A 22766-nucleotide genomic window follows, 5' to 3' on the forward strand; every position below is an offset into this window, starting at 1 on the left:
GTGTCTTGTGCGTGTGGGCGGCGATAGCCCCCCCCCGGCCACCGGCCCACCCCCCCCCCCCCCCCCCCCCCCCCCCCCCCCCCCCCCCACTCCCCTCTCGTAGGGTCACCTCATCCGGGTGGCCCACTCCTGCACCTTTTTGATGCGCTCGCGCAGCTGTCCGGCAGTGGCCTCGGCGCTCGGCGGGCCGCCGCACACGCGGCGCAGCTCGGTGTGGATCACGCCGTGCGGCTTGCCGCTCTGGTGGACGTACGCGCCGACCATCGTGTTGAGCGACTTGCGCAGCTCCAGCAGTTCCTTGTGCGAAACGACGGGGCGCCGCTCGGCCGGCAGCTCCAGCAGGTCGGCCTGGGCGTCGGGCTTGCGGCGGCTGTGCGCGATCTGCCGCGACTGGCGCTTCTGCAGCAGCATCTGCACCTGGTCCGGCTCCAGCAGTCCCGGGATGCCGAGGTAGTCCTGCTCCTCCTCGCTGCCCGGGTGCGCCTGCATGCCGAATTCGGCGCCGTCGTAGAGGACCCGGTCGAAGACGGCGTCGGACTCCAGCGCCTCGAAGGACATCTGCTCGTCCTCGCCGGTGTCCTCGTCCTCCTGCTTGTTCGCCTCGTCCATTTCCTTCTCGGACTCGGCGTACGGGTCTTCTTCGCCCTGCTTCTTCGGCTTGTCGAGCACGTGGTCGCGCTCGACCTCCATCTCGTTCGCGAAGCCGAGCAGGTACGGGATCGTGGGGAGGAAGACCGAGGCGGTCTCGCCGCGCCTGCGGGAGCGCACGAAACGCCCGACGGCCTGCGCGAAGAACAGCGGGGTGGAGATCGTCGTCGCGTACACCCCGACCGCGAGGCGGGGGACGTCGACGCCCTCGGACACCATGCGGACCGCGACCATCCAGCGGTCGTCGTTCGCGCTGAAGTCGTCGATGCGCTTCGAGGCGCCGGTGTCGTCGGAGAGGACGACGGTCGCCTTGGTGCCGGTGATCTCGCGGATGAGCTTGGCGTACGCGCGGGCCGAGTCCTGGTCGGAGGCGATGACGAGGCCGCCGGCGTCCGGAATGCCCTTGCGCACTTCGGTCAGGCGCTGGTCGGCGGCGCGGAGCACATTGGGCATCCAGTCGCCGCGCGGGTCGAGTGCCGTGCGCCAGGCCTGCGAGATGGCGTCCTTGGTCATGGGTTCGCCGAGCTTGGCGGCGATCTCGTCTCCGGCCTTTGTCCGCCAGCGCATATTTCCGCTGTACGACAGAAAAATAACCGGACGAACCACCCCATCACCCAGAGCATTTCCATAGCCGTAGGTGTAATCGGCGGAGGACCTCCGGATTCCGTCATTCCCTTCTTCGTACGCCACAAAGGGAATGGGATTCGTGTCGGACCGGAAGGGCGTACCGGTGAGCGCGAGCCGCCGGGTCGCCGGATCGAAGGCTTCCAGGCACGCCTCGCCCCAGGACTTGGAGTCGCCGGCGTGGTGGATCTCGTCGAGGATCACGAGCGTCTTGCGCTGCTCGCAGCGGTTGCGGTGCAGCATCGGCCGCACGCCGACGCCGGCGTAGGTGACCGCGACGCCGTGGTACTCCCTGCTCAGCGGCCCGGCCGAGTACTCGGGGTCGAGCCGGATCCCTATCCGGGCCGCGGCCTCGGCCCACTGCTTCTTGAGGTGCTCGGTGGGCGCGACGACGGTGATCTGCTGCACGACGTGGTGGTGCAGCAGCCAGGACGCGAGCGTCAGCGCGAAGGTGGTCTTGCCGGCGCCCGGGGTCGCGACGGCGAGGAAGTCACGGGGCTGTGTCTCGATGTACCTGTCCAGCGCCCCTTGCTGCCAGGCGCGCAGCTTGCTGGCGGTGCCCCAGGGGGCGCGGCCGGGAAAGGCGGGTGAGAGGTGGTGGGAGGCGGTAGTAGTCACGGTCTCCGGTTCGGGTCTCTCGCCGTACGGGCGTGCGGGTACGGGAAGTCGTACGTAGGACAACCGGGCCACCTTACCGGCGCGGGCCCGCCCCTCGCGGAGGGACAGGCCCGTGACCTGGGACCGTGCGTCGAGCGTCACACCGCCACGCACTCAGCTCGCGAACCGGGGGAGCTGGGTGGCGATCTTGGGCACGTCCAGAGCCCCTTGGCATACGTCGAGCACGAACTGCTCTGCCTCGTCGACGTTGAAGTCCGCGTCGAGCGGATGCCCGTTCATGTGCAGGAACACCCACGTCGCGCACCAGGCGATGCGCTTGTTCCCGTCCACCAGCGCGCGATTCCGGGCGAGCGACTCCATCAGGGCGGCAGCCTTCTGCCACACGTCCGGATACGCATCCTGGCCGAACACGCTCGCCTGAGGCCGCGCGAGCGCCGAATCGAGCAGACCGTAGTCGCGCACCTCGTCCGCCCCGAGTCGCCCTGCCAGGTTCAGCAGCTCGGGAAGCGTGAGGAAGTACATCAGGCGAGCCTCCGGTTCAGCTCCGCACTCGCCTTCAGGACGTGCTCCGCCGCCTCGTTGAACAGACGGGAGTGTTCGTTTACGGCTCTGATGACCGCGTCGTGCGCGAAGGACTGCATGCTCCTGCCCTCCGCCTCGGCGCGCTCACGCAGGGCGTCCAGCTCTTCTTCGGTGAATCTGACGTTGAGACCAGCCATGGCTTGACGGTACCGCGCGGTACCACGCGGTACCACGCGGTGTCACACCTTTTCGCGGACAATCACCCGGGTCGAGACCCAGGCCCCGAGCAGGGCCACGGCGGCCATCGGTACGAAGACGGCCACGAAGGCCGCCGGGTGCGAGGCGCCGGCGCCCGAAGCTGCGCCGTGCCCGGCGCCGACCGCCCCGCCGCCGAGGGCGGCGAAGGCCGCGCCGCCGCCTGCCAGCAGGACGACGTTCGCGAGGGCGTCGGAGATCTGCAGGGCGGCGGAGTTCGCCCCCGCCTCCTCCGGCGGGGACAGCTTCAGCAGCAGGACGCTGGTCGAGGTGACCGCCAGCCCCATGCCGAAGCAGCCGAGCCCCCAGGCCACCGCCACCACCCACACCGGTACGGCCTCGATCAGCACGGTCGGCACGGCCGCGATCGACAGCGCGACCAGCGCCATGCCTCCCGCCATCATCGGCTCGCGGTACTTCTCCAGACGCGGCCGGGCCTGGACCCACGAGCCGAAGGCCCAGGTCGCGCCCGCACCGGCGAGGCTCAGGCCGGCGAAGGTCGGGGTCAGCCCCCGCTGGGTGACCAGCATCAGCGGGATGAAGCTCTCGGCCGCGATGAACGCACCGCCCGCGAGGCCGCGCAGCAGCACGACGGACGGCAGGCCGCGCGCGGCCCGGTAGGTGCCGCGGGGCATCAGGCTGCGGCCGCCGCTCACCGCGGGCACCAGCAGGGCAAGCCCGGCGAGCACCGGGACGAGCGAGAGCCACCGCAGGTCCTGGGCGCCGTACTGGAGCAGCGCAGCGCCCAGCGAGATCCCGAGCGCCAGCCGGATCCGGCGGCGGTCGAACGCCACGGGCGGGGCCTGCGGGTCGGCCGGCCCGGAGGCGGTACGGCGGATCGCGGGCAGGGCGAGGGCCAGCGGGAAGACCACGAGCAGCGGGATGCCGACGAACACCCAGCGCCAGCCGATGTGTTCGGTGACGGTGCCGGCCACCAGCGGGCCGACGACCGAGGGGATCACCCAGCTCGCGGCGAAGGCGGCCATGATCGCGGGGCGCAGCCGCTCGTCGTAGGCGCGGCTCACGACCACGTACAGCGCGACGATGACCAGTCCGCCGCCGAAGCCCTGGACGGCCCGGCCGAGGACGAAGATCCACATGAATCCGGCGGTGCCGGAGAGCAGCAGCCCGGCCGCGAAGCTCACGATGCCGACGGCCAGCGGGCGCAGCGGGCCCTGCCGGTCGGACCACTGCCCGGACAGCACCATGCCGAAGAGGCTGGTGGTGAAGTACGCGGAGAAGGCGAAGGCGTACAGCCCGACGCCGTCGAGTTCGCGGGCGGCGACGGGCATGGCCGTACCGATGGCGGTGGCCTCGAAGGCGATGAGGAAGACGACGGTGACGATGCCGATGCTGAGCGCGCGGTGCGCCGGGCCGAGGATGCCGTGGCCGCCGCCGGGGGCAGGGGCGCCGGATGCGGCGGAGCCGGGTTCGGCGGGGATGTCCGGGGCGTCGGGTTGCGGCTTCACGGCTGTCATCGCCCCAGCGTAAGGGTCAATCTCGGGTTACGTCCCTGTCGTGCGGCGGATCTTCCGCTAGGTCCTTCGCCCTAGGCCATGCCTTTCGGATCAGGCCGGATCAGCCCGACGCGGGCCCGGCATGTTCGGAAGGCAGGGCCTGGGGCCGCAGCCCGTGTGAACGCGCTGTGGCAGTCGCGTTGCAGGGCGGGCCCGGCCCTTCCGGCTCCCGGCGCCGGGCCCTACGGTCGTGTTGTCGCCACACAGACAAGGCCGTGTGCCCGAGTGGTTGAGGGACCAGCCTGCAAAGCTGGGCACGCCGGTTCGATTCCGGTCACGGCCTCCACTTCCGCGTACCCCCTGCAGCGATCGCCGCAGGGGGTACGCGCACGATTGCGTGTTCCCGGCCTGTCAGGCGTTCCGCCGGCTGCGTACGACGGCCACGGCGACTCCCCCGCCGATGAGCGCGGCCGCGCCGATGCCGAGGCCGAGGTAGAGCGCGGTGTCGTCGCCCCCGGCGGCGGCCTTCGCGTCGGCATCGGGCCCGGGGGCCGCGGGCGCCGGGGCGGGCGCGCCGGAGGTGGCGGGTGCGGCCGGGGCCGCGGCGGCGAGGTCGGGCAGCGGGTACACGTCGGCGGGCCCGGGGTCCCCCGGACTGGTGAGCGCGATCCGCGGCCGGACCACGCCGTAGCCGACGTAGTCGTTGCGCTCGACCCCGTCGGTGGGCTTCCCGGCAGTGTTCAGCAGGACCCGCAGCACCTGGTTGTTGGTCCAGTCGGGATGCGCGGCCCACAGGAGCGCGGCGGACGCGGACGCGAGGGCGGTCGCGTCGCTGGTTCCGTGGCCCTTGCAGAGTCCGGTTTGGGTGGCGCAGGCGGACACGATGTCCACGCCTGGAGCCGCAAGGTCCACCTGAGGGCCGTGCTGGGACTCCTTGGTGGCCTTCGCCTTGCGGTCGACAGCGGCGACCCCGACGACTCCCGGCGTCGCGGCCGGGTACAACACCTTGTTGCCCTTGTCGCCGTCGTTGCCCACACCGGCGAAGATGAGCTTTCCCTTGGACAGCGCGTAGTCCACAGCGTCCTTGAGACGTGCGCTGTCCACACTGACCATCGAGATGTTGAGGATCCTGGCGTCCGAGTCCGCAGCGAAACGGATCCCCTGGGCCATGGATTCGTTGGCGGCCTCGCCACCGCCACCCTCGGACACCCGGACAGGCAGGATCTTCACCCCGGGCGCCAGTCCGTACGCCCCGTCGCCGCCCGGGCCGTTGCCCGTGGCGGCGATCATCGACGCCATGCCAGTCCCGTGCGGGCCGTAGTCCACACGCTCGTCACCAGCCGCCTTTGCCAGGTCCTTTCCCTTGAGGACCTGGCCCTCCAGTTCCGGCACACGGCCGACTCCGGTGTCGAGCACGGCGACGGTGACGCCCTTGCCCGTACTCGTCTTCCAGATCTCTTCCGCCTGCATGGAATCGAGATGCCACTGCATCGAGCGGATCGTCTCCGCGTGAGCGGGAGTTGCGGCAACTCCCGCCAACAGCAGACCCGTCAGGGCCGAGGCAGCTCTGCGCATACGCATCTCGTGCAGTCCGTTCCTCAGTCGATCACGGGCGGGACGAACCGCCGGTTGGCCTGCCAGGTCTCTTCGTCCTCGGCCAGGTAGTCGGGGCGGTGGCCGCGCTGGTCCTCGCGCCGCGTACGGCCGACCTGCGAACCGGCCGGACGCGTGCCGCCGGTACCGGCCGCCGCACCGCCCTGTGTGAACGGGCGGCCGGCCGTCGTGCCCGCCGGACCCTGCTGCCCACGACCGCCGATCACGCCGCCCGTCTCACCGGCCAGCCGGCGGCCCGCCGGAGCACCGGTGTGGCCGCCGCCGACACCCCCGGCGCCGGAGCCGAAGCCGCCCGCGCCGCGGGCCATGCCGGACTCGCCTCCGATGACAGTGCCTCGCGGAATGCCTGCGGCAGGACCCTTGTTCGTGGGCACCTGGCGACCACCCACGATCCCGCTGTCGTGCGGCGGAACGAGCGAACCTCCCACACGCCCGCCGGGGATGCCGGGTCCGCCCGGTGCAACCGGTCCGATCGGTCCCCCCGGCGTACCGGGAGCAGGCACCGCAGGCCGGACGCCGCCGATCGGCGGATGGCTGCCACCGCCGCCGGGCTTGACCGCGCCGGGCGGCAGCATCACGGGCGGGGTGACGCCAGTGGGCGGGGTTCCACCGCCGGGAGGCGTGCCGCCAGGGCCTGGACCACCCGGCCCTCCGGTCACCGGGGGCGCGGCGCGGTCCGGCAGCGTGCCCACGTTGTCGAGGTCGATGTCCACGTCCGGTTCCGGCACTGGCGCAGGCCCCGGATTCGGACCCGGACCCGAGGGGGGCACGTGGCTCGGCGGCTGAGGAGTACCCGGCGCGACGGCGCCGGGCTCGGTGGAACCGCCGCCGCTGCCGCTGCCCCCGCCCGGAACGTAGGCGCCACCGCCAGAGACGTCGCCGCTGCCGCCCCCGTAGCCGGGGCGCTGGATCATGCCGCCGTTCTCAACCGGCGAGTCCGGGACGAACGTCGCCGGCGGAGGCGGGAAGGTCGGGGCCTCCGCGCGGTTCATCTGCGTCGACGACGCCTCGTAAGACTGCGCCAGCTTCGTCATCTGCTGCACGGCCCGGTCGTGGTCGCCGTTCAGCTTCGCCGTCGCCTCGCGCGCCACCGACTGCGAGTCCGGGTCGTTGCGAGCCTTCTCGGCGGCGTTCAGATCGTTGGCCGCCGACGAGTCGTACGCCGGCATGTTCGCCTTGACCTCGACGATGGTCTGCGCCGCGCGCTGCATCCAGTCGCCGCCGGTCTGGCTGTAGTCGCCCAGGGCCAGCGTGGCGTTTCCGGTGCGGTTGACCCACTCCTCGTACGCGTCGGCGGCCTCGCCCTCCCAGCCCTCCACGCGGTAGTGCTTGAGCTCGGCGCCGATCTCCTTGATGGTCGCGGCGGCCTCGATCAGCTGCGTGGCGCGGGACTTGACCGTTTCCGGGTTGACCGAGGCGATCATCGCCAGCAGGTCCTGGTGTGAGCGGCCTTCGAAGTTCGTCGCCATCAGAACGCGCCTCCCGACGTGCTGCCGTTGTCCGAGTCGGCCGAGCCGGAGCCCGACTCCGAACCCGCCGCCTTCTCGCGCTCGTACGGGTCGCGCTGCGGGTCGTACTGCTTCTCCGCGTCCGAGTGGAGGCGCCGCATGCGCTCCTTAACCTCGTCGTCCATGTTCTGGTAGCCGACCCGCGAGGACTCGACCGCGATGCTCAGCGCCTCGATCTGGACGGCAAGTGCCTTCGAGAGGCTCTTGAGTTCGGTGTGGACGGTGTCGTACGCCGTCGACAGCCCGTCCGCCTCCGCGAAGCCGTTGCCCAGGTCGCCCGTGGGGAGCGTGCCGTCCGCGAGTTTCGCCGGGGCTGCCTGCGAGCCCTCCAGCTTGGCCAGCAGCTCGTCCACGCGCTGCTTGTACTTCGTCATCGATTCGGCTTCGACCGCAAGCGCCCGGGCCTGCACGGCCCCCGCGCCCGCGGCTCCCGCGAACGGAATCAGGCCGAAGCCCCCCGCCACGTCGTCCAGTGCCACCCTCGGCTCCCCGTTTCCCCGTGTCCCCGTCGTCCACCGTCTGCGGGTTCGTTCGCAGCCGGTTCGCAGCTGTTCGCGCGCGGACGCAGGATCACTCTATCGAGCGGGTCCGACACTTCCCACCTCGGCCCACCCCGGGGTTGCACGTGCAATGCACGTCACACGGTCAGGAGTTGGGAGCAGCGCCCTGCCCGGCACCCTGCGCGGCGCCGTGCCCAACGCCCTGCCCCGCGCCCGCCCCCGCACCGGTGCTCGCCGCGGCCACCGCCGCCGACGGCCGGATCGGGAGCCTGTTGACCGGGCGGCCGGTCGCCGCGCGGACCGCCGAGGCGATCGCCGCCGGGGAGGTCACGACCGGGACCGCGCTGGCCGCCTTCGCGCCGAAGGGTGCCACCACGTCCCGTTCCTCGACCAGCTTGACGATCCGGATGTCCGGGGCGTCCAGCGCGGTCGGCAGGGCGTAGCCCGTCAGGTCCGGGTGGCGGACGATGCCGCCCGCCGTGCGCAGGTTCTCGGTGAGGGCCGCCCCGACGCCCTGGGTGACGCCCGCCTCGATACGGGCTTCCAGCTGCCGGGGGTTGAGCACGCGGCCGACGTCCTGGGCCACGGCCAGTTCGACCACGCGCACCGAGCCCAGTTCGATGTCCACGTCCACGACCGCGCGGATCGCGCAGAAGGCCAGGCCCACGAACGCGTCGCCCTGGCCGGCACCGTCCAGCGGCTCGGTCGGGTGCGGGCGGCACTGTGCGGTGGCCCACAGCTCCTTGCCCGCCATCGCCTCGGCGACGGAGGTGGTGAAGGCGCCGTCGTACGACGTGACGCGGCCGTCGGCGATCTGGAGGAGCTCGGTGGACATGCCCAGCTTGTGGGCCATGGGCTGGAGCAGCTGGGTGCGGACCATCTTCGCGGCCCGTTCCACCGCGCCGCCGGAGACCCAGGTGTGGCGGCCGTGCGCGGCGGGGCCGGCCGGCGGCTGGTCGGTGTCGACCGGGGCCACGACGACCTCGTCCACGCCCAGAATCTCCTGGACGATCTGCCGGGCGAGGGTGCTGAACCCCTGGCCCGTTTCGACCGCCGCGCAGATCACGGTCGCGATGCCGTTCTGCACCTTCACGGTGGCCGTGGAGACCTCGTCTGCGCCCTCGGCGCCGAGCATGTGGACCATGCCGACGCCGTAGCCGACTCCGCGCCGGATCGCGCCGGGCTCGCCCGCGCCCTCCGGGCCGCCGGGCAGCAGCCACTCCTCCTCGGGCGTGTCCTTGGGAAGCCCGGGGAGCGGGAAGTCGCGCACGGAACGCAGGAGTTCGGCCACCGGCGCCGGGCAGGTGACGGTCTGTCCGGTAGGCAGCAGGTCGCCGGTGGCGAGGACGTTGCGCATGCGCAACTCGGCGCCGTCGATGCCGAGTTTGGCGGCGAGTTTGTCCATCTGGCCTTCGTACGCGGCGCACACCTGCATGGCGCCCTCGCCGCGGACGTGGCCGGACGGCGGGTTGTTGGTGCGCACGGCCCAGCCTTCGACGAAGGCGTGCGGGACGACGTACGGTCCGCAGGCGAACGCGACGGCGGCGGCCAGGGACTCGGACGAGGAGTCGGCGTACGCGCCCGCGTCCATCAGGATCTGGGCCTCGACCTTGACCAGCCGGCCCTCGCCGTCCGCGTGGTGGCGGTAGCGCAGCAGGGTCGGGTGGCGGTGGGAGTGCCCGAGGAAGGACTCCTCGCGGGTCGCGGCGAGCTTGACGGGGCAGCCGGTACGCAGGGCCAGCAGGCCCAGCGGCAGCTGGAAGCCGGAGTCCTCGCGGTCTCCGGTGGCGCCGGGGACTCCGGTGACGACGACCTTGACCCGGTCGGGCTCCAGACCGAAGCAGGCGGCGGCGAGGTCGCGGTCGGCGTGCGGGTCGGTGGAGGCGGTGTAGATCTCGACCCCGCCGTCGGGGCGGGGTACGGCGAGCGCGGCCTCGGCGCCGATCGGTGCGGTGTCCTGGCGGCCGATCCGGTAGAGCCCCTCGACGATGACCTCGCCGGTGACGTCCGGGTCGCCGTAGCTCAGCGGGATGTGCCGGATCAGGTTGCCGTCGGGGTGCAGGGGTTCGGCACCGAAGGCCTGCTCGGGGTCGGTGACCGCGTCGAGGAGTTCGTACTCGACGGCGATCGCGGCCGCGGCCAGCCGGGCGGTGTCGGGGTGGTCGGCGGCGACGGCGGCGATGGGCTCGCCGTGGTGGCGCACGACGTCGTGGGCGAAGACCGGGCGGTCCGCGATCCGGCGGCCGTGCGTCGGCGCGCCGGGGACGTCGGCGTGCGTGACGACGGCCCGTACGCCGGGCATCTGGACGGCGGCGGAGGTGTCGATGGAGCGGATGCGGGCGTGCGCGTGCGGGGACCGGAGCACGGCCGCCCACAGCAGGCCCTCGGCCCACAGGTCGGCGGCGTACGGGAAGGTGCCCTCGGTCTTGGCGCGGGTGTCGGCGGGCGCGACGGAGGCACCGATCCCCCGGGGCTCGGTGGGGGCCGTGGTCGCCTCCGCCGTCGCGGTGGCCGCGTCGTTGCTCACGCCATGCCTCCCATGCCTCCGTGGTCGTGGTGGACTCCGCCCTCGCCGGGTGGTGCCTGGTGGGGGATGCGCGCTTCGGGCGCGCCCGCGGGGCCGGCGGCGGCGTCGGGCTGCTCGGGCGCCTGGGCCGCGTCGCGTTCGGCGACGACCTCGCGGACGGCGTCGAGGACGCCGCGGTAGCCGGAGCAGCGGCAGAGGTTGCCGCACAGCGCCTGGCGGGTCTCCAGCTCGCTGGGGGCGTGGTTGCCCTCCAGCAGGTCGTGGATGGTCATGGCCATGCCGGGGACGCAGAAGCCGCACTGGACGGCGCCGGAGCGGCACAGGGCCTGCTGGACGTCGGAGAGTTCGCCGTCGGTGGCGAGGCCTTCGACGGTACGGACCTCACTGCCGGCGGCGGTGGCGGCGGGCACCAGGCAGGAGGCGACGAGCCGGCCGTCTACCTGCACGGCGCACGCGCCGCACTCGCCCTGCGAGCAGCCGTCCTTGGCACCGGCGAGGCCGAGGCGCTCGCGGAGCACGTAGAGCAGCGACTCGCCGATCCAGGCGCCGGTGACGGGGCGGTCGGCGCCGTTGACCCGCAGGACGTAGGAGGCGTACGGGCGCTCCTCGTGCGGTTCCGCTGCCACGGGGGCAGGCGTGGCTTCGGGGGCGGCGGCAGCGGCCTCCGCTGCCGCGGGGGCGTGCGAGGGCTCGGCGTGCGGGGGCGCTTCGGCGGGGGCGGCCGGTCCGGCGGCCGCCGTCGGCTCGGGCGCCGCGACGGCCTCAACGGCCGCCGTGGTCTCGTCGGCGCCGTCGGCGGCTTCGCCGCCGGCCGCGAGCACCTCGAGCACCGCGGACGTTGCTGCTTCCGGTGCTTCCGCTGCTTGCCCTGCCGGCGCCGCTTGCTCTGCCGGCCCTGCTTCTTCTGCCGGCTCTGCGTCTTCTGGGTCCGCTGCTTCCGACGGACGGGCTGCGTACGACGCGCCGCCTTCCGCCCCGTACGGCCCGGCATCGGTTCCGGCTGCGGCGGAGTCCTCGGGCCGGGCGTCGGCACCGGCCGGCGTCCCGCCGGCGGCCGCTGCGGCGTGCACCGCCGCGTACCCGTCGACGGGCTCCGGCGCGTGGTGGGCCGCCGGGGCGGCCTCCGCGGCCTCGTATGCGGGCTGCTCCGCCTCGGGAACGGCGTAGGGGGCCTGTGGGTCCCCCGCGCCGTCCGGCGCCGGGTGGGGCGCCAGGAGGGCCGGGTCCGGGTCCGGGGCCGCGTACGCGACCGGGTCACCGGGGCCGGGGGCCGGGGCGGGCGGCAGCGTGCCGTACCCGGTGAAGACCGCGTCCGGGTCGGGGTGCGGGTGCCCGGCGCCCAGGGCCTCCGCGGCGAGCCCGGTGAACGTGCCCGTCGCGTACGCCTGGGCCATCGGCTCGGCCGGCAGCGCGGGCTCGGCGACCTGCTCGTCGGGGATGCGGACCGCGGTGCCCGTGTAGTCGGCGGGCGGGGCCACGTAGCCGCGCGCGCCGTCGAACTCCTGGACCGCGGGGTGGGCCGGGGCCTCGTCCCGCACGGTCTCGACGTCGGCCGCCAGGGCCTCCGCCCAGGGGGCCGCGGCCCCGCCCGGCAGGGTCGCGGGGGCCTGGCGCGCCCACTCGGGGCTCAGGGAGGTCCGGGCGTACTCGCCCGACTCCTCCGGAAGGTCTCCGTCGGCCACCGGAACCGACCAGCCGCCCGTGAGGGCGTGGTCCGGTCCGGGCCGGGCCGCCTCCGCGAAGTGCCATTCCGCGGTGGCGCCTGGGTCCGGATCTGCACCCGGCGCGGACTCCGCGGCCGCGGCGGGCGCGGGCCACGCCACCGCGTCGCCGACCGGGATGGTCCACGTACCCGTCGCCGCCGGGTCGGTGCTCGCCGTGGTCAGCGGCACGATGACGGGCGGTACGTACCCGTGGCCGGGCGCGGCCAGCGGCTCGCCGGTGCCCGCCCCGCCGAGCATCTCGTCCGGCAGCTTCACGAAGGCCGTCGCGTCCGAGTCGTACTCGCTGCCGTGGGGCACCGGCTGCCAGCCCCACGCGCCGTTTCCGCTGACGTTCCCGTTGCCGTTCACGTTCGGGTTGTCGTTGCCACTCATGAGGTCAGGGCCCTTCCCAGAGCTCGCCGGGCCAGCACGGCCACCGTCCGCCGCAGCTGGAGCACCGCGGGCGGCACCGGATCCCCCTGATCCGGTACGCAGGCCATCGCGACGTACTCGCCGAAGGCCTCCAGCGCCTCGGGGGCCAGGCTGCGGTCCCCGTCCCAGTCGATCAGCGAGGCCACCCACTGCTCGGCCTCCAGCGGCCGCAGCGGCATCGGCGCGACCGCGCCGACCGCGCAGCGCACGCCCCGGCGCGCCGGGTCGAGGACCAGGCCCACGGAGGCGATCGCGCGGCCCGGTCCGGTCCGGCCGGTGGCCTTCAGGAAGACCTGCGGCGCGTGCAGCAGCGGCACCCGGACGAAGCCGATCAGCTCGCCGGGCCGCAGCATCTCGCGGCCCGCGAGCAGGTGGGAGACGGGGATCTCGCGGCGGGACCCGCCGGGCCCCGCGATGACGAGCACGGCCTCCAGGGCGGCGAGCACGGGCAGCGTGTCCCCGGCCGGGGCGGCCGTGGCGACGTTGCCGCCGAGCGTGCCCGCGTTGCGGATCTGCGGCGGGCCGGCGGCGCGCGCGGCGGCGGCCAGGGCGGGGATGAGCGCGGCGAAGTCGGGGCGGCCCATCCGTGCGTGGGTGAGCCCGGCGCCGAGCAGCGCGTGCCCGTCCTGGTACTGCCAGCCGCGGATCTCGCTGATGCGTCCGAGGCCGACCAGTGCGGCGGGCCGCAGCAGTCCGGAGTTCACGGCGGTCATCAGATCGGTGCCGCCGGCGACGGGCACGGCGGCGGGCATGGCGGCGAGCGCCGCCACGGCCTCGTCGAGCGAGGCCGGCAGCGTCACGGACTGCTCCGCCTGCGGTGCGTGCGTGGTCAACCCAGCTGCCCCTTCCCGATGTCCCGGCGCTCACGCCTGTTCCGCCGTACGGTACGTGCTCACCGCCGGGACGTGGCAACTCTGGCACATGTTCCGGGCCGTCCGACGCGAGGGTCCGCTAGGGGAACTTCGCCCCTGACCTGGGAGATAGTCCGGTTTGCTCCTGGTTCGCCGGACACTTCCCATTGCCGCTCTTCGGCGACTTTCACGGGACTTGTGTGACTTGTGGGCATCGGAAAGCGCCTGCGGCATCCGGGCCCTGACGGTCCGGATGGCTGGGGCCCGGAGCACCCCCACGCCCAGCAAGTCCGGGTCCGCCCGGGGTCACCGGGCCGGGGGCGTTCCCCCTTTCGGGCGGCCCGCCACTCCCGGCCGCTGCTGCCAGGGCAGGGGGCCGCCCGGTGGCCGGTACGCGACCCCGAGGGCGTCGAGGCGTGCGTAATGGGCCGTCATACGGGCTTCGAACTCCGGCCAGTCACGCGCCGACGGCTCCGGCAGGGGGGACCACACCGTCTCGGCGAAGGCGGCCAGCCGCGGGAACACCTGGTAGTCGACCCGGCCCTGGTCCTGCATCACCTCGGTCCAGACGTTGGCCTGCGCGCCGAGGACGTGGCGGGCGGCCTCCTCCGAGAGCTCGGGGGGCACCGGCTCGAAGCGGTAGACGTCCTCCAGCGTGCGGACGTACCCGATGGGCATCGGCTCCGCCGGGCCGCCGTCCTGACGGTAGTCCAGGTACACCTGCTGCTCGGGGCACATGACGACGTCGTGACCGGCCTCGGCGGCCGCGATGCCGCCGGCGTACCCGCGCCAGGAGGACACGGCGGCGCCGGGGGCGAGTCCGCCCTCCAGGATCTCGTCCCAGCCGATCAGCCGGCGGCCCCGCTCGGCGAGCCAGCCGTCGAAGTGCCGGATGAACCACGCCTGGAGCCCGTCCTCGCCGTCGACCCCCAGCTCGCGGATGCGCTGCTGCGCGGCCGGGGAGGCGCGCCACTGGTCCTTGAGGCACTCGTCGCCGCCGATGTGCACGAAGGGCGAGACCTCGGCCGGGAACACCTCCAGCAGCTCCTCGAAGACGCCCTCGTAGAACCGCAGGACGTCCTCGGTGGGCGCGAGGACGTTCGGGCTGATCCCCCAGTCGTCCCACACGGCGAGGGCGGCGGTGTCGACGGCGTCGGCGTTGCCGAGGTGGGGGTAGGCGGCGATGGCGGCCTGCGAGTGGCCGGGGACGTCGATCTCGGGGACCACCCGGATGTGCCGCTCGGCGGCGTACGCCACGATCTCGCGCAGGTCGTCCTGGGTGTAGAAGCCGCCGTGCGGGGTGTCGTTCCAGAGCGGGGAGGCCCGGTGGCCCCAGCGGCTGCGGGAGCGCCAGGCGCCGACCTCGGTGAGCCGGGGGTGGCGGCGGATCTCCACGCGCCAGCCCTGATCGTCGGTCAGGTGCAGGTGCAGCACGTTGAGCTTGTGCGCGGCCAGCAGGTCCAGCTGGCGCAGCACCCCGTCCTTGGGGGTGAAGTGCCGGGCCACGTCGAGCATCATGCCGCGCCAGCCGAACCGCGGTGCGTCCTCGACCGTTCCCAGCGGCACGGTCCAGGTGCGGCCGGGCCGCAGCGGCGCCCGCCGGTACGCGTCCGCGCCGAGCATCTGACGGAAGGTCTGGGCGGCCCAGAACAGTCCGGCCGGCCCCGCCCCCTGGAGCAGCACCTCGTCCGCGGTCACGGAGATGCGGTACGCCTCGCCGCCCTGACCGCCCTGTCCGTCCTCCAGGCCGGGGCCGCCGAGGGCCAGGCGGATCGCCCCCCGGCCGGCGGCGGACCCGGGGCGGGACTCCGGCAGACCCGGGGCGGGGAGCGGCCAGCCGGTCGAGGCGCCCACCTCGCGGCGCAGCCAGCGGGCGGTGGCCCCGGTGCCGGGGCCGGCGTGCAGGTACGGGTCCGTCAGCTCGTGGTGGTGGCCGGGGCCCCGCAGGGCCACACGTCGGGGTGCCGGAATCAGATCCATCGGGCCAGCCCTTCACCGCTCAAGGCCGTTGCGCTCCGTGCAACGGTCGTTTCGTGGGGTGCTCTTCCGATGACCCTACCGGCACGCGAAAGGCCCCCGGGGGCGCGCTGCGGCGCACACCGGGGGCCTTCCTCCGACGGACCCGGACCGCTACTTGTCCTTGCCGCCCTTGTCCTTGTCGCCGCCCGCGCCCATGGATTCGTAGATCTCCTTGCACATGGGGCAGACGGGGTACTTCTTCGGGTCGCGGCCCGGGACCCACACCTTGCCGCAGAGCGCGACGACGGGCGTCCCGTCGAGCGCGCTCGCCATGATCTTGTCCTTCTGGACGTAATGGGCGAAGCGCTCGTGGTCGCCATCGCCGTGGGACACCTGCGGCGTCGGCTCTACGAGGGTCCCCGTGCCAGTCCCGCGCTCGGGCTCAAGAGTGCTCATGCCTGCCAGGGTACTGGCCCGCGCGGCGCTCAGTTGAGCGACGGGTCGTCCGGATAGGTGGCCACCATCGCCAGGTCGCTGCGCTGCCTCCGCAGGACCGATCTCCAGAGGCGCTCCGGATCGGGCGAGGAGACGTCCCCGGGCTCGGATTCGACCACGTACCAGGCCCCCTCGGTCAGTTCGTCCTCCAGCTGGCCGGGGCCCCAGCCGGCGTAGCCCGCGAAGATGCGCAGGCTGCCGAGCGCGCTGGCCAGCAGCTCCGGCGGGGTCTCCAGGTCGACCAGTCCGATGGCGCCGTACACCCTGCGCCAGCCGAGCGGACCGTCCTCGCCGGGGATCACGGCGACGCCGAGGGCGGAGTCCAGGGAGACCGGCCCGCCCTGGAAGACCACTCCGGGCTCCCCGGCGAAGGCGGCCCAGGGCAGCAGGACGTCACCCACGCCCACCGGAGTGGGCCGGTTGAGGACCACACCGAGCGAGCCCGCCTCGTCGTGGTCGAGCAGGAGCACCACCGCGCGGTCGAAGTTCGGATCCGCGAGGGCGGGTGTGGCGACGAGCAGTCGCCCTGTGAGCGAGGACACCTCGGTCATGCGGACATGATCCCGCACATTCGCCCTCCGGGGGGAGCGGGCGTCGGTCCGTGATCGTGTGCAGCTCAGGGCGCACGGCAGCAGGGAGGAGCGCGCAGCCGGAGTGCAACCCTCCGCTGTTTCCCCGGCACACAGGGTGCTGTGGCAAATTCATGACGTTTCCGTGGCCCCGTGAGCCTTACAAATGCGGCCGCTCCGCCCCTTACCCTTTTCTCTGGCCCCCTGCCCACCCCTCTCCGGAACGCGAGATTCATGACCGGCACAGTCAGTGACGATGTACTGCTTGTCCACGGCGGTACCCCGCTCGAGGGCGAGATCCGGGTCCGCGGCGCGAAGAACCTCGTGCCCAAGGCCATGGTCGCCGCACTTCTCGGCAGCGAACCCAGCCGGCTGCGCAACGTGCCGGACATCCGCGACGTCCGCGTCGTCCGCGGCCTCCTCCAGCTGCACGGCGTCACCGTCCGCCCCGGTGACGAGCCCGGCGAGCTGGTGCTCGACCCCACGCACGTCGAGAGCGCGAACGTCGCCGACATCGACGCGCACGCGGGCTCCTCGCGCATTCCCATCCTCTTCTGCGGCCCGCTGCTGCACCGCCTCGGCCACGCCTTCATCCCGGGCCTGGGCGGCTGCGACATCGGCGGCCGGCCGATCGACTTCCACTTCGACGTGCTCCGCCAGTTCGGCGCGACCATCGAGAAGCGGGAGGGCGGCCAGTACCTGGAGGCCCCGCAGCGGCTTCGCGGGTGCAAGATCCGCCTCCCGTACCCCTCGGTCGGCTCGACCGAACAGGTGCTGCTGACGGCCGTCCTGGCCGAGGGCGTCACCGAGCTGTCGAACGCCGCCGTCGAGCCGGAGATCGAAGACCTCATCTGCGTCCTGCAGAAGATGGGCGCCATCATCTCCATGGACACCGACCGGACCATCCGGATCACCGGTGTGGACCGGCTGGGCGGCTACAACCACAAGGCGCTCCCGGACCGCCTGGAGGCCGCCTCGTGGGCTTCCGCGGCCCTGGCCACAGGTGGCAACATCTACGTGCGCGGCGCCCAGCAGCGCTCGATGATGACCTTCCTGAACACGTACCGGAAGGTCGGCGGCGCCTTCGAGATCGACGACGACGGCATCCGCTTCTGGCACCCGGGCGGCCCGCTCAACGCCATCGCGCTGGAGACGGACGTCCACCCCGGTTTCCAGACCGACTGGCAGCAGCCGCTGGTCGTGGCCCTCACGCAGGCCTCGGGCCTCTCGATCGTCCACGAGACGGTCTACGAGTCCCGCCTGGGCTTCACCTCGGCGCTCAACCAGATGGGTGCACACATCCAGCTCTACCGCGAGTGCCTGGGCGGCTCGGCCTGCCGCTTCGGCCAGCGCAACTTCCTGCACTCGGCGGTCGTCTCCGGCCCCACCAAGCTGCAGGGCGCCGACCTGGTCATCCCCGACCTCCGCGGCGGCTTCTCGTACCTGATCGCGGCCCTGGCGGCCGAGGGCACCTCGCGGGTCCACGGCATCGACCTGATCAACCGCGGCTACGAGAACTTCATGGAGAAGCTCGTGGAGCTCGGCGCGAAGGTCGAGCTCCCCAACGGCGACCTCGTCTGAGGCGCCTGACAGCCTGAAGGGCGGCCACCCGGACCGGGTGGCCGCCCTTCGGCGTTCTACGGGGCTCTAGGGCCCTGTGACGAGGCCTGGAGGCCGTCGTCCGTCGTCCAAGGACTTACTTGCCCTTGGCGGCTTCCTTGAGCTTGGAGCCCGCGGAGACCTTCACGCTGTAGCCGGCCGGGATCTGGATGGGGTCGCCGGTCTGCGGGTTACGCGCGGTGCGAGCGGCACGGTGGGTGCGCTCGAAGGTCAGGAAGCCGGGGATGGTGACCTTCTCGTCGCCCTTGGCGACGACCTCGCCGACGGTCTCGGCGAGCGCGGCCAGAACGGCGTCGGCGTCCTTGCGGGTCACCTCGGCGCGCTCGGACAGAGCGGCCACCAGCTCACTGCGGTTCATGTTGTACTCCCGTGTTCAACTTGCCTATGAGGCGTGAGATCGAAGCCGATGCTGCCAGGGTCCTAGGACAGTCCCCGGACCCGGGTCTGAACGTCAGACCCTCGCGCCCGGTTACGCATCCTGCCCCCACCAGCGGCGGGAAAGCCAATCCGGCACCCGCCAGGGTCACACGAAAAGCGCCACCGTCACGCCGCGGTGACACTCCGTCCGCATCCGGGGAAACGCCGGGCAGGGCAGCCGGTGCGGGCCGCGGACCTCTCGCGGGCATCCCCGCAACCCTAGAGGCGGCCCGCCGGGCCCGCATCCCGCGACGCGCCGTACGTCACATGGACGTGGGGGCCGTCACAGGGGCCCCGGCCGCCTTGGCGGCGGTGCGGACGGCTCCGGCGACGGCGCCCGCGACCTTGTCGTTGAACACCGAAGGAATGATGTAGTTCGGGTTCAGTTCGTCTTCGGTGACCACGTCGGCCAGCGCGCTCGCGGCGGCCAGCATCATGTCGGTGTTCACCGTGCGGGACTGGGCGTCGAGCAGACCGCGGAACACGCCCGGGAAGACCAGGACGTTGTTGATCTGGTTCGGGAAGTCCGAGCGGCCGGTGGCCACAACTGCCGCCGTCTGGCGGGCGATCGCGGGTTCCACCTCGGGGTCCGGGTTCGCGAGCGCGAAGACGATCGCGCCCTCGGCCATCGCGGCGACGTCGTCGCCGTTCAGGACGTTCGGAGCCGAGACGCCGATGAAGACGTCGGCGCCGACGACGGCCTCCTTGAGCGAGCCGGTGTAGCCCTCGGGGTTGGTGTTGTCGGCGATCCAGCGCAGCGGGGACTCCGCGGCGGCGTTCACCAGGTCCTCGCGGCCCGCGTGCACGACACCGTGGATGTCGGCCACGACGGCGTGCTTCACGCCGGCCGCGATGAGCAGCTTCAGGATGGCCGTACCGGCCGCGCCCGCGCCGGACATGACGACCTTCACGTCGCCAATTCCCTTGCCCACCACGCGAAGTGCGTTGGTGAGGGCGGCGAGCACGACGATGGCGGTGCCGTGCTGGTCGTCGTGGAAGACGGGGATGTCGAGGGCCTCGCGCAGGCGGGCCTCGATCTCGAAGCAGCGCGGTGCCGAGATGTCCTCGAGGTTGATTCCGGCGAAGCCGGGGGCGATGGCCTTGACGATCGCGACGATCTCGTCGCTGTCCTGGGTGTCCAGGCAGATCGGCCACGCGTCGATGCCCGCGAAGCGCTTGAAGAGGGCCGCCTTGCCCTCCATGACCGGGAGGGCGGCCATCGGTCCGATGTTGCCCAGGCCGAGTACCGCCGAGCCGTCCGTCACGACTGCGACGGAATTGCGCTTGATGGTCAGACGGCGGGCGTCCTCGGGGTTCTCGGCGATCGCCATGCACACCCGGGCCACACCCGGGGTGTAGATCATCGAGAGGTCGTCACGGTTGCGGATGGGGTGCTTGGACGCCATCTCGATCTTGCCGCCGAGGTGCATCAGGAACGTACGGTCGGAGACCTTGCCGAGCACGACGCCCTCGATGCCGCGCAGCTGCTCGACGATCTCGTCGGCGTGCGCCGTCGAGGTCGCGGCGATGGTGACGTCGATGCGGAGCTTCTCGTGACCGGAGGCGGTCACGTCGAGGCCGGTGACCGAGCCACCGGAGGACTCCACGGCGGTGGTGAGCTGGGAGACCGCGGTTCCGCTCGCGGGCACCTCCAGGCGGACCGTCATCGAATACGAGACGCTGGGCGCCGTTGCCATGGCCGTGTTCCTCTGCTTTCCCTGAAATTTCGCGTGCACACGTCCGGCGCGCGCGGCAGGGCGCGGCAGGACGCGTTGTCCGATCGTCCCACCTACCAGCCGGTACAAGGTAACCAGCTACAAATTCCGGAAAGACTCTTCCACCATACGAGATTTGATCGTGTGGTGGAACCCCCGGAGGTGAGCGGCGGTCACCTGCCCGGGCAACACGAAGAGGTCCGTGTCCCGGAGGACACGGACCTCTTGTGAAGCTATGACACCGACCCGCCATGCTCGCCTCGCGGCAAGTGGTCGCTCTAAGCGACGAAGGTTGGGCCCGGGGGCTTGGATCGAGCCGGTGCCGTACCCAGGCTAACAAAGGATCGCCGGAACTGATCCCGTGTCTCGTCACTTGGCCAGGTCACCAGCCGGTCGGCTCAGTCCCGCAGCAGGTCGGGGACCCCGTCGGCGCCGGGCCGGTCCCGGTCCGTCGAGACCACCGTGAGCTGCTGCGTGGCACGCGTCAGCGCCACGTACAGCACCCGCAGGCCCGCCGGGGACTCGTCCGCGATCTCCGCGGGCGAGACGACCACCGTGGCGTCGTACTCGAGCCCCTTGGCCTCCAGGCTGCCCAGGGCCACGGCCCGCTCCCCCAGGTCCGCCAGCCAGCCTGCGGCCTCCTCGCGGCGGTCCATGGCGACGACCACGCCCACGGTGCCGTCCACCTGCGCCAGCAGCCGGGAGGTCTCGTCCCTTACGGCCGCGCCCAGGTCCTCGCCGGCGGCGGCGAACCGCGGCACCAGGCCCGTGGAGCGGACCGCGGTCGGGGACTCGGCGCCGGGCATGGCCAGGGCCAGCACCCGGGCCGCCAGCTCGGCGATCTCGGCCGGGTTGCGGTAGTTCACGGTCAGCGTGAAGCGGCGGCGCGGGCGGCTGCCGAGGGCTTCGTCCCGGGCGGCGGCGGCCTCGTCGGGGTCGGTCCACGAGGACTGCGCGGGGTCGCCCACGACCGTCCACGTGCCGTGGCGGCCGCGGCGGCCCACCATCCGCCACTGCATCGGGGTGAGGTCCTGCGCCTCGTCGACGATCACGTGCGCGTAGTCGGTGCGCTCCGCCGCCAGCCGCTCGGCGCGCTCCCGCTGGGTCTCCTCGCGCTGCGGCATCAGCTCCTCCAGCCCGGTGAGCTGGTCCAGCGGGTCGAACTCGCGCTTGCGCTTGGGGCGCGCGGGGGCGCCCAGCAGCATCTGCAGCTCGTCCAGGAGGGCCACGTCGTGCACGGACAGGGGGCCGCGGCCGTCGGCGCCGACCCGGCGCAGCGAGCGGGCCAGCTGGCGGGTCTCGCGCGGGTTGAGGACCCGGCGGCTCCAGCGGCCGAGCCGACGCTCGTCGGCCATCGCGGCGAGCACGCCGCGCGGGGTCAGCTCGGGCCACCAGGCGTTGAGGAAGTCGAGGAAGGAGTCCTCGGTCGAGACGTCGTCGTCGAAGCCGGAGCGCAGCTCGGCCGCCAGCTCGGGGTCGGTGTGCCGGCCGGCGCCGCCGGACTTGGCCCACAGGGCGTCGAGGAGCAGCTTGCGGGCGCGCGGGCGCAGCAGGTTCACGGGAGCGGTGCCGCCGAGGACGCTCTGCCGGATCCGGTTCAGTTCGTCGGCCTCCAGCTCCTGGCGGCGGCCGAAGGCGACGACGCGCAGGCGCTCGGGGGCGTTCCCCAGCTCGAGGGCGCCGTGCACGGCCTTGCGCAGCACCTTGAGCATGCGCGAGGAGCCCTTGACCCGGGCCACGGCCGGATCGTCGTACGTGGCCGCCTCGGCGCCGTCGACCAGCGAGCCGAGGGCGCGGATGGCCACCTGGCCCTCCTCGCCGAGGGAGGGCAGCACGCCCTCGGTGTAGGCGACGAGGAGCGGGGTGGGCGAGACGATCAGGATGCCGCCGGAGTAGCGGCGACGGTCCTGGTAGAGCAGGTAGGCGGCGCGGTGCAGGGCGACGGCGGTCTTGCCGGTGCCGGGTCCGCCGGAGACCTCGGCGACGGAGGCGGCGGGGGCCCGGATGACCAGGTCCTGTTCGGCCTGGATGGACGACACGATGTCGCGCATGGTGTGGGTGCGGGCCCGGCCGAGTGCGGCCATCAGGGCGCCGTCGCCGATGACGGGCAGTTCCGTGCCGTCGAGGAACGCGGTGACCTCCGGGCGCATCAGGTCGTCCTCGACGCCCAGCACCTTGCGGCCCTTGGAGCGGATGACCCGGCGGCGCACGACGCGGCCGGGGTCCTTGGGGGTGGAGCGGTAGAACGGCGCGGCGGCGGGGGCCCGCCAGTCGATCACCAGCGGGGCGTAGTCGGAGTCGAGCACGCCGATCCGGCCGATGTGCAGGGTCTCGGCGATGTCGGCCGTCAGGTCCTCGCGGATGGCGTCGTCGGCGGGCGCGACGGAGGTGTACGCGCCGTCCGGGCCGCGCTCGCCGTCCTTGCCGAGCACGAGGTCGATCCGCCCGAAGAGGAAGTCCTCGAACTCGTTGTTGAGCCGGTTCAGGTGGATGCCCGCCCGGAAGACCTGGGCGTCGCGTTCGGCGAGCGCGCCGGGCGTGCCGACCTGGCCCCGCTTGGCGGCGTCGTTCATCAGGAACTCGGCCTCGTGGATCTTCTCCTCGAGACGCCGGTACACCTGGTCCAGATGCGTCTGCTCGACCGTGATTTCACGGTCGCGGACGGAATCTGCCGTGGTACCGACCGTGTGATCGACGGCTTCCTGCGCGGCCACCAAGGCCCCCTTCTGACG

General features: G+C 72.8%; 17 protein-coding genes and 1 tRNA gene. 2 read left to right on the forward strand and 16 right to left on the reverse strand.

Annotated elements, in window-relative coordinates:
• Positions 1–105: 105 nt before the first annotated feature.
• From ACZ7H1_RS23455 to ACZ7H1_RS23470, 4 genes are all read right to left on the reverse strand, one after another.
• Positions 106–1890: a DEAD/DEAH box helicase gene (locus tag ACZ7H1_RS23455; RefSeq protein WP_470789307.1), complete on the reverse strand. Its 1785-nt coding sequence runs from the start codon at positions 1888–1890 to the stop codon at positions 106–108.
• Positions 1891–2043: 153 nt separating this feature from the next.
• Positions 2044–2412, reverse strand: coding sequence for a type II toxin-antitoxin system death-on-curing family toxin (locus ACZ7H1_RS23460; RefSeq protein ID WP_470789309.1), 369 nt, complete (start codon positions 2410–2412; stop codon positions 2044–2046).
• Complete coding sequence (locus ACZ7H1_RS23465) at positions 2412–2609, reverse strand: Arc family DNA-binding protein (RefSeq protein WP_317595777.1); 198 nt, start codon at positions 2607–2609, stop codon at positions 2412–2414. Before ACZ7H1_RS23465 ends, ACZ7H1_RS23460 begins: the two co-directional genes overlap by 1 nt.
• Before the next feature lie 42 nt (positions 2610–2651).
• On the reverse strand, positions 2652–4145 hold the full coding sequence (locus tag ACZ7H1_RS23470; RefSeq protein WP_470789311.1) for an MFS transporter: 1494 nt from the start codon (positions 4143–4145) through the stop codon (positions 2652–2654).
• A gap of 250 nt (positions 4146–4395) precedes the next feature.
• On the opposite strand from ACZ7H1_RS23470, the gene ACZ7H1_RS23475 reads away from it, so the two are divergent.
• A tRNA-Cys gene (locus ACZ7H1_RS23475) sits at positions 4396–4470 on the forward strand.
• Between the two features lie 65 nt (positions 4471–4535).
• On the opposite strand, the gene mycP is transcribed toward ACZ7H1_RS23475, so the two are convergent.
• From mycP to ACZ7H1_RS23520, 9 genes are all read right to left on the reverse strand, one after another.
• Positions 4536–5615, reverse strand: coding sequence for a type VII secretion-associated serine protease mycosin (gene mycP, locus ACZ7H1_RS23480; protein ID WP_470789312.1), 1080 nt, complete (start codon positions 5613–5615; stop codon positions 4536–4538).
• 107 nt (positions 5616–5722) lie between these two features.
• Entirely contained in the window at positions 5723–7207 is a 1485-nt protein-coding gene (locus ACZ7H1_RS23485; RefSeq protein WP_470789314.1) for a WXG100 family type VII secretion target, read from the reverse strand.
• Complete coding sequence (locus ACZ7H1_RS23490; RefSeq protein ID WP_470789316.1) at positions 7207–7725, reverse strand: hypothetical protein; 519 nt, start codon at positions 7723–7725, stop codon at positions 7207–7209. The genes ACZ7H1_RS23485 and ACZ7H1_RS23490 overlap by 1 nt, the downstream gene beginning before the upstream one ends.
• A 166-nt stretch (positions 7726–7891) precedes the next feature.
• Complete coding sequence (locus ACZ7H1_RS23495) at positions 7892–10273, reverse strand: xanthine dehydrogenase family protein molybdopterin-binding subunit (protein ID WP_470789318.1); 2382 nt, start codon at positions 10271–10273, stop codon at positions 7892–7894.
• Complete coding sequence (locus ACZ7H1_RS23500) at positions 10270–12369, reverse strand: (2Fe-2S)-binding protein (protein ID WP_470789320.1); 2100 nt, start codon at positions 12367–12369, stop codon at positions 10270–10272. Before ACZ7H1_RS23500 ends, ACZ7H1_RS23495 begins: the two co-directional genes overlap by 4 nt.
• The gene (locus tag ACZ7H1_RS23505) at positions 12366–13241 is read right to left on the reverse strand and encodes an FAD binding domain-containing protein (RefSeq protein WP_470789322.1); all 876 of its coding nucleotides are present in this window, start codon (positions 13239–13241) and stop codon (positions 12366–12368) included. Before ACZ7H1_RS23505 ends, ACZ7H1_RS23500 begins: the two co-directional genes overlap by 4 nt.
• Positions 13242–13565: 324 nt before the next feature.
• Complete coding sequence (locus tag ACZ7H1_RS23510) at positions 13566–15239, reverse strand: beta-N-acetylhexosaminidase (protein ID WP_470789324.1); 1674 nt, start codon at positions 15237–15239, stop codon at positions 13566–13568.
• A gap of 150 nt (positions 15240–15389) precedes the next feature.
• Entirely contained in the window at positions 15390–15674 is a 285-nt protein-coding gene (locus tag ACZ7H1_RS23515; protein WP_007264396.1) for a DUF3039 domain-containing protein, read from the reverse strand.
• Positions 15675–15703: 29 nt separating this feature from the next.
• Positions 15704–16264 (reverse strand): YqgE/AlgH family protein, encoded by a 561-nt coding sequence (locus ACZ7H1_RS23520; RefSeq protein ID WP_470789325.1) that lies wholly within the window; start codon positions 16262–16264, stop codon positions 15704–15706.
• Positions 16265–16516: 252 nt separating this feature from the next.
• Between ACZ7H1_RS23520 and murA the strand changes: the two genes are divergently transcribed.
• Entirely contained in the window at positions 16517–17863 is a 1347-nt protein-coding gene (gene murA / locus ACZ7H1_RS23525) for a UDP-N-acetylglucosamine 1-carboxyvinyltransferase (protein ID WP_470789327.1), read from the forward strand.
• Positions 17864–17978: 115 nt separating this feature from the next.
• Here murA and ACZ7H1_RS23530 read toward each other — a convergent pair whose 3' ends face one another.
• The 3 genes from ACZ7H1_RS23530 to ACZ7H1_RS23540 form a co-directional block, all read right to left on the reverse strand.
• A complete protein-coding gene (locus ACZ7H1_RS23530; RefSeq protein ID WP_069811080.1) occupies positions 17979–18260 on the reverse strand; it encodes an HU family DNA-binding protein in 282 nt (93 codons plus the stop codon).
• Between the two features lie 322 nt (positions 18261–18582).
• Positions 18583–20016, reverse strand: coding sequence for an NAD-dependent malic enzyme (locus ACZ7H1_RS23535; RefSeq protein WP_470789328.1), 1434 nt, complete (start codon positions 20014–20016; stop codon positions 18583–18585).
• Positions 20017–20432: 416 nt separating this feature from the next.
• A complete protein-coding gene (locus ACZ7H1_RS23540) occupies positions 20433–22748 on the reverse strand; it encodes a HelD family protein (RefSeq protein WP_470789329.1) in 2316 nt (771 codons plus the stop codon).
• Between the last annotated feature and the right edge of the window lie 18 nt (positions 22749–22766).

This window comes from Streptomyces sp. NPDC037401, assembly GCF_055602345.1.

Bases quoted from the DNA above. Each gene is read 5' to 3' on its own strand.
- ACZ7H1_RS23460 (WP_470789309.1), bottom strand. From the start codon at position 2,412: ATGTACTTCCTCACGCTTCCCGAGCTGCTGAACCTGGCAGGGCGACTC.
- ACZ7H1_RS23465 (WP_317595777.1), bottom strand. From the start codon at position 2,609: ATGGCTGGTCTCAACGTCAGATTCACCGAAGAAGAGCTGGACGCCCTG.
- ACZ7H1_RS23470 (WP_470789311.1), bottom strand. From the start codon at position 4,145: ATGACAGCCGTGAAGCCGCAACCCGACGCCCCGGACATCCCCGCCGAA.
- mycP (WP_470789312.1), bottom strand. From the start codon at position 5,615: ATGCAGTGGCATCTCGATTCCATGCAGGCGGAAGAGATCTGGAAGACG.
- ACZ7H1_RS23485 (WP_470789314.1), bottom strand. From the start codon at position 7,207: ATGGCGACGAACTTCGAAGGCCGCTCACACCAGGACCTGCTGGCGATG.
- ACZ7H1_RS23500 (WP_470789320.1), bottom strand. From the start codon at position 12,369: ATGAGTGGCAACGACAACCCGAACGTGAACGGCAACGGGAACGTCAGC.
- ACZ7H1_RS23510 (WP_470789324.1), bottom strand. From the start codon at position 15,239: ATGGATCTGATTCCGGCACCCCGACGTGTGGCCCTGCGGGGCCCCGGC.
- ACZ7H1_RS23515 (WP_007264396.1), bottom strand. From the start codon at position 15,674: ATGAGCACTCTTGAGCCCGAGCGCGGGACTGGCACGGGGACCCTCGTA.
- ACZ7H1_RS23520 (WP_470789325.1), bottom strand. From the start codon at position 16,264: ATGACCGAGGTGTCCTCGCTCACAGGGCGACTGCTCGTCGCCACACCC.
- murA (WP_470789327.1), top strand. From the start codon at position 16,517: ATGACCGGCACAGTCAGTGACGATGTACTGCTTGTCCACGGCGGTACC.
- ACZ7H1_RS23530 (WP_069811080.1), bottom strand. From the start codon at position 18,260: ATGAACCGCAGTGAGCTGGTGGCCGCTCTGTCCGAGCGCGCCGAGGTG.
- ACZ7H1_RS23535 (WP_470789328.1), bottom strand. From the start codon at position 20,016: ATGGCAACGGCGCCCAGCGTCTCGTATTCGATGACGGTCCGCCTGGAG.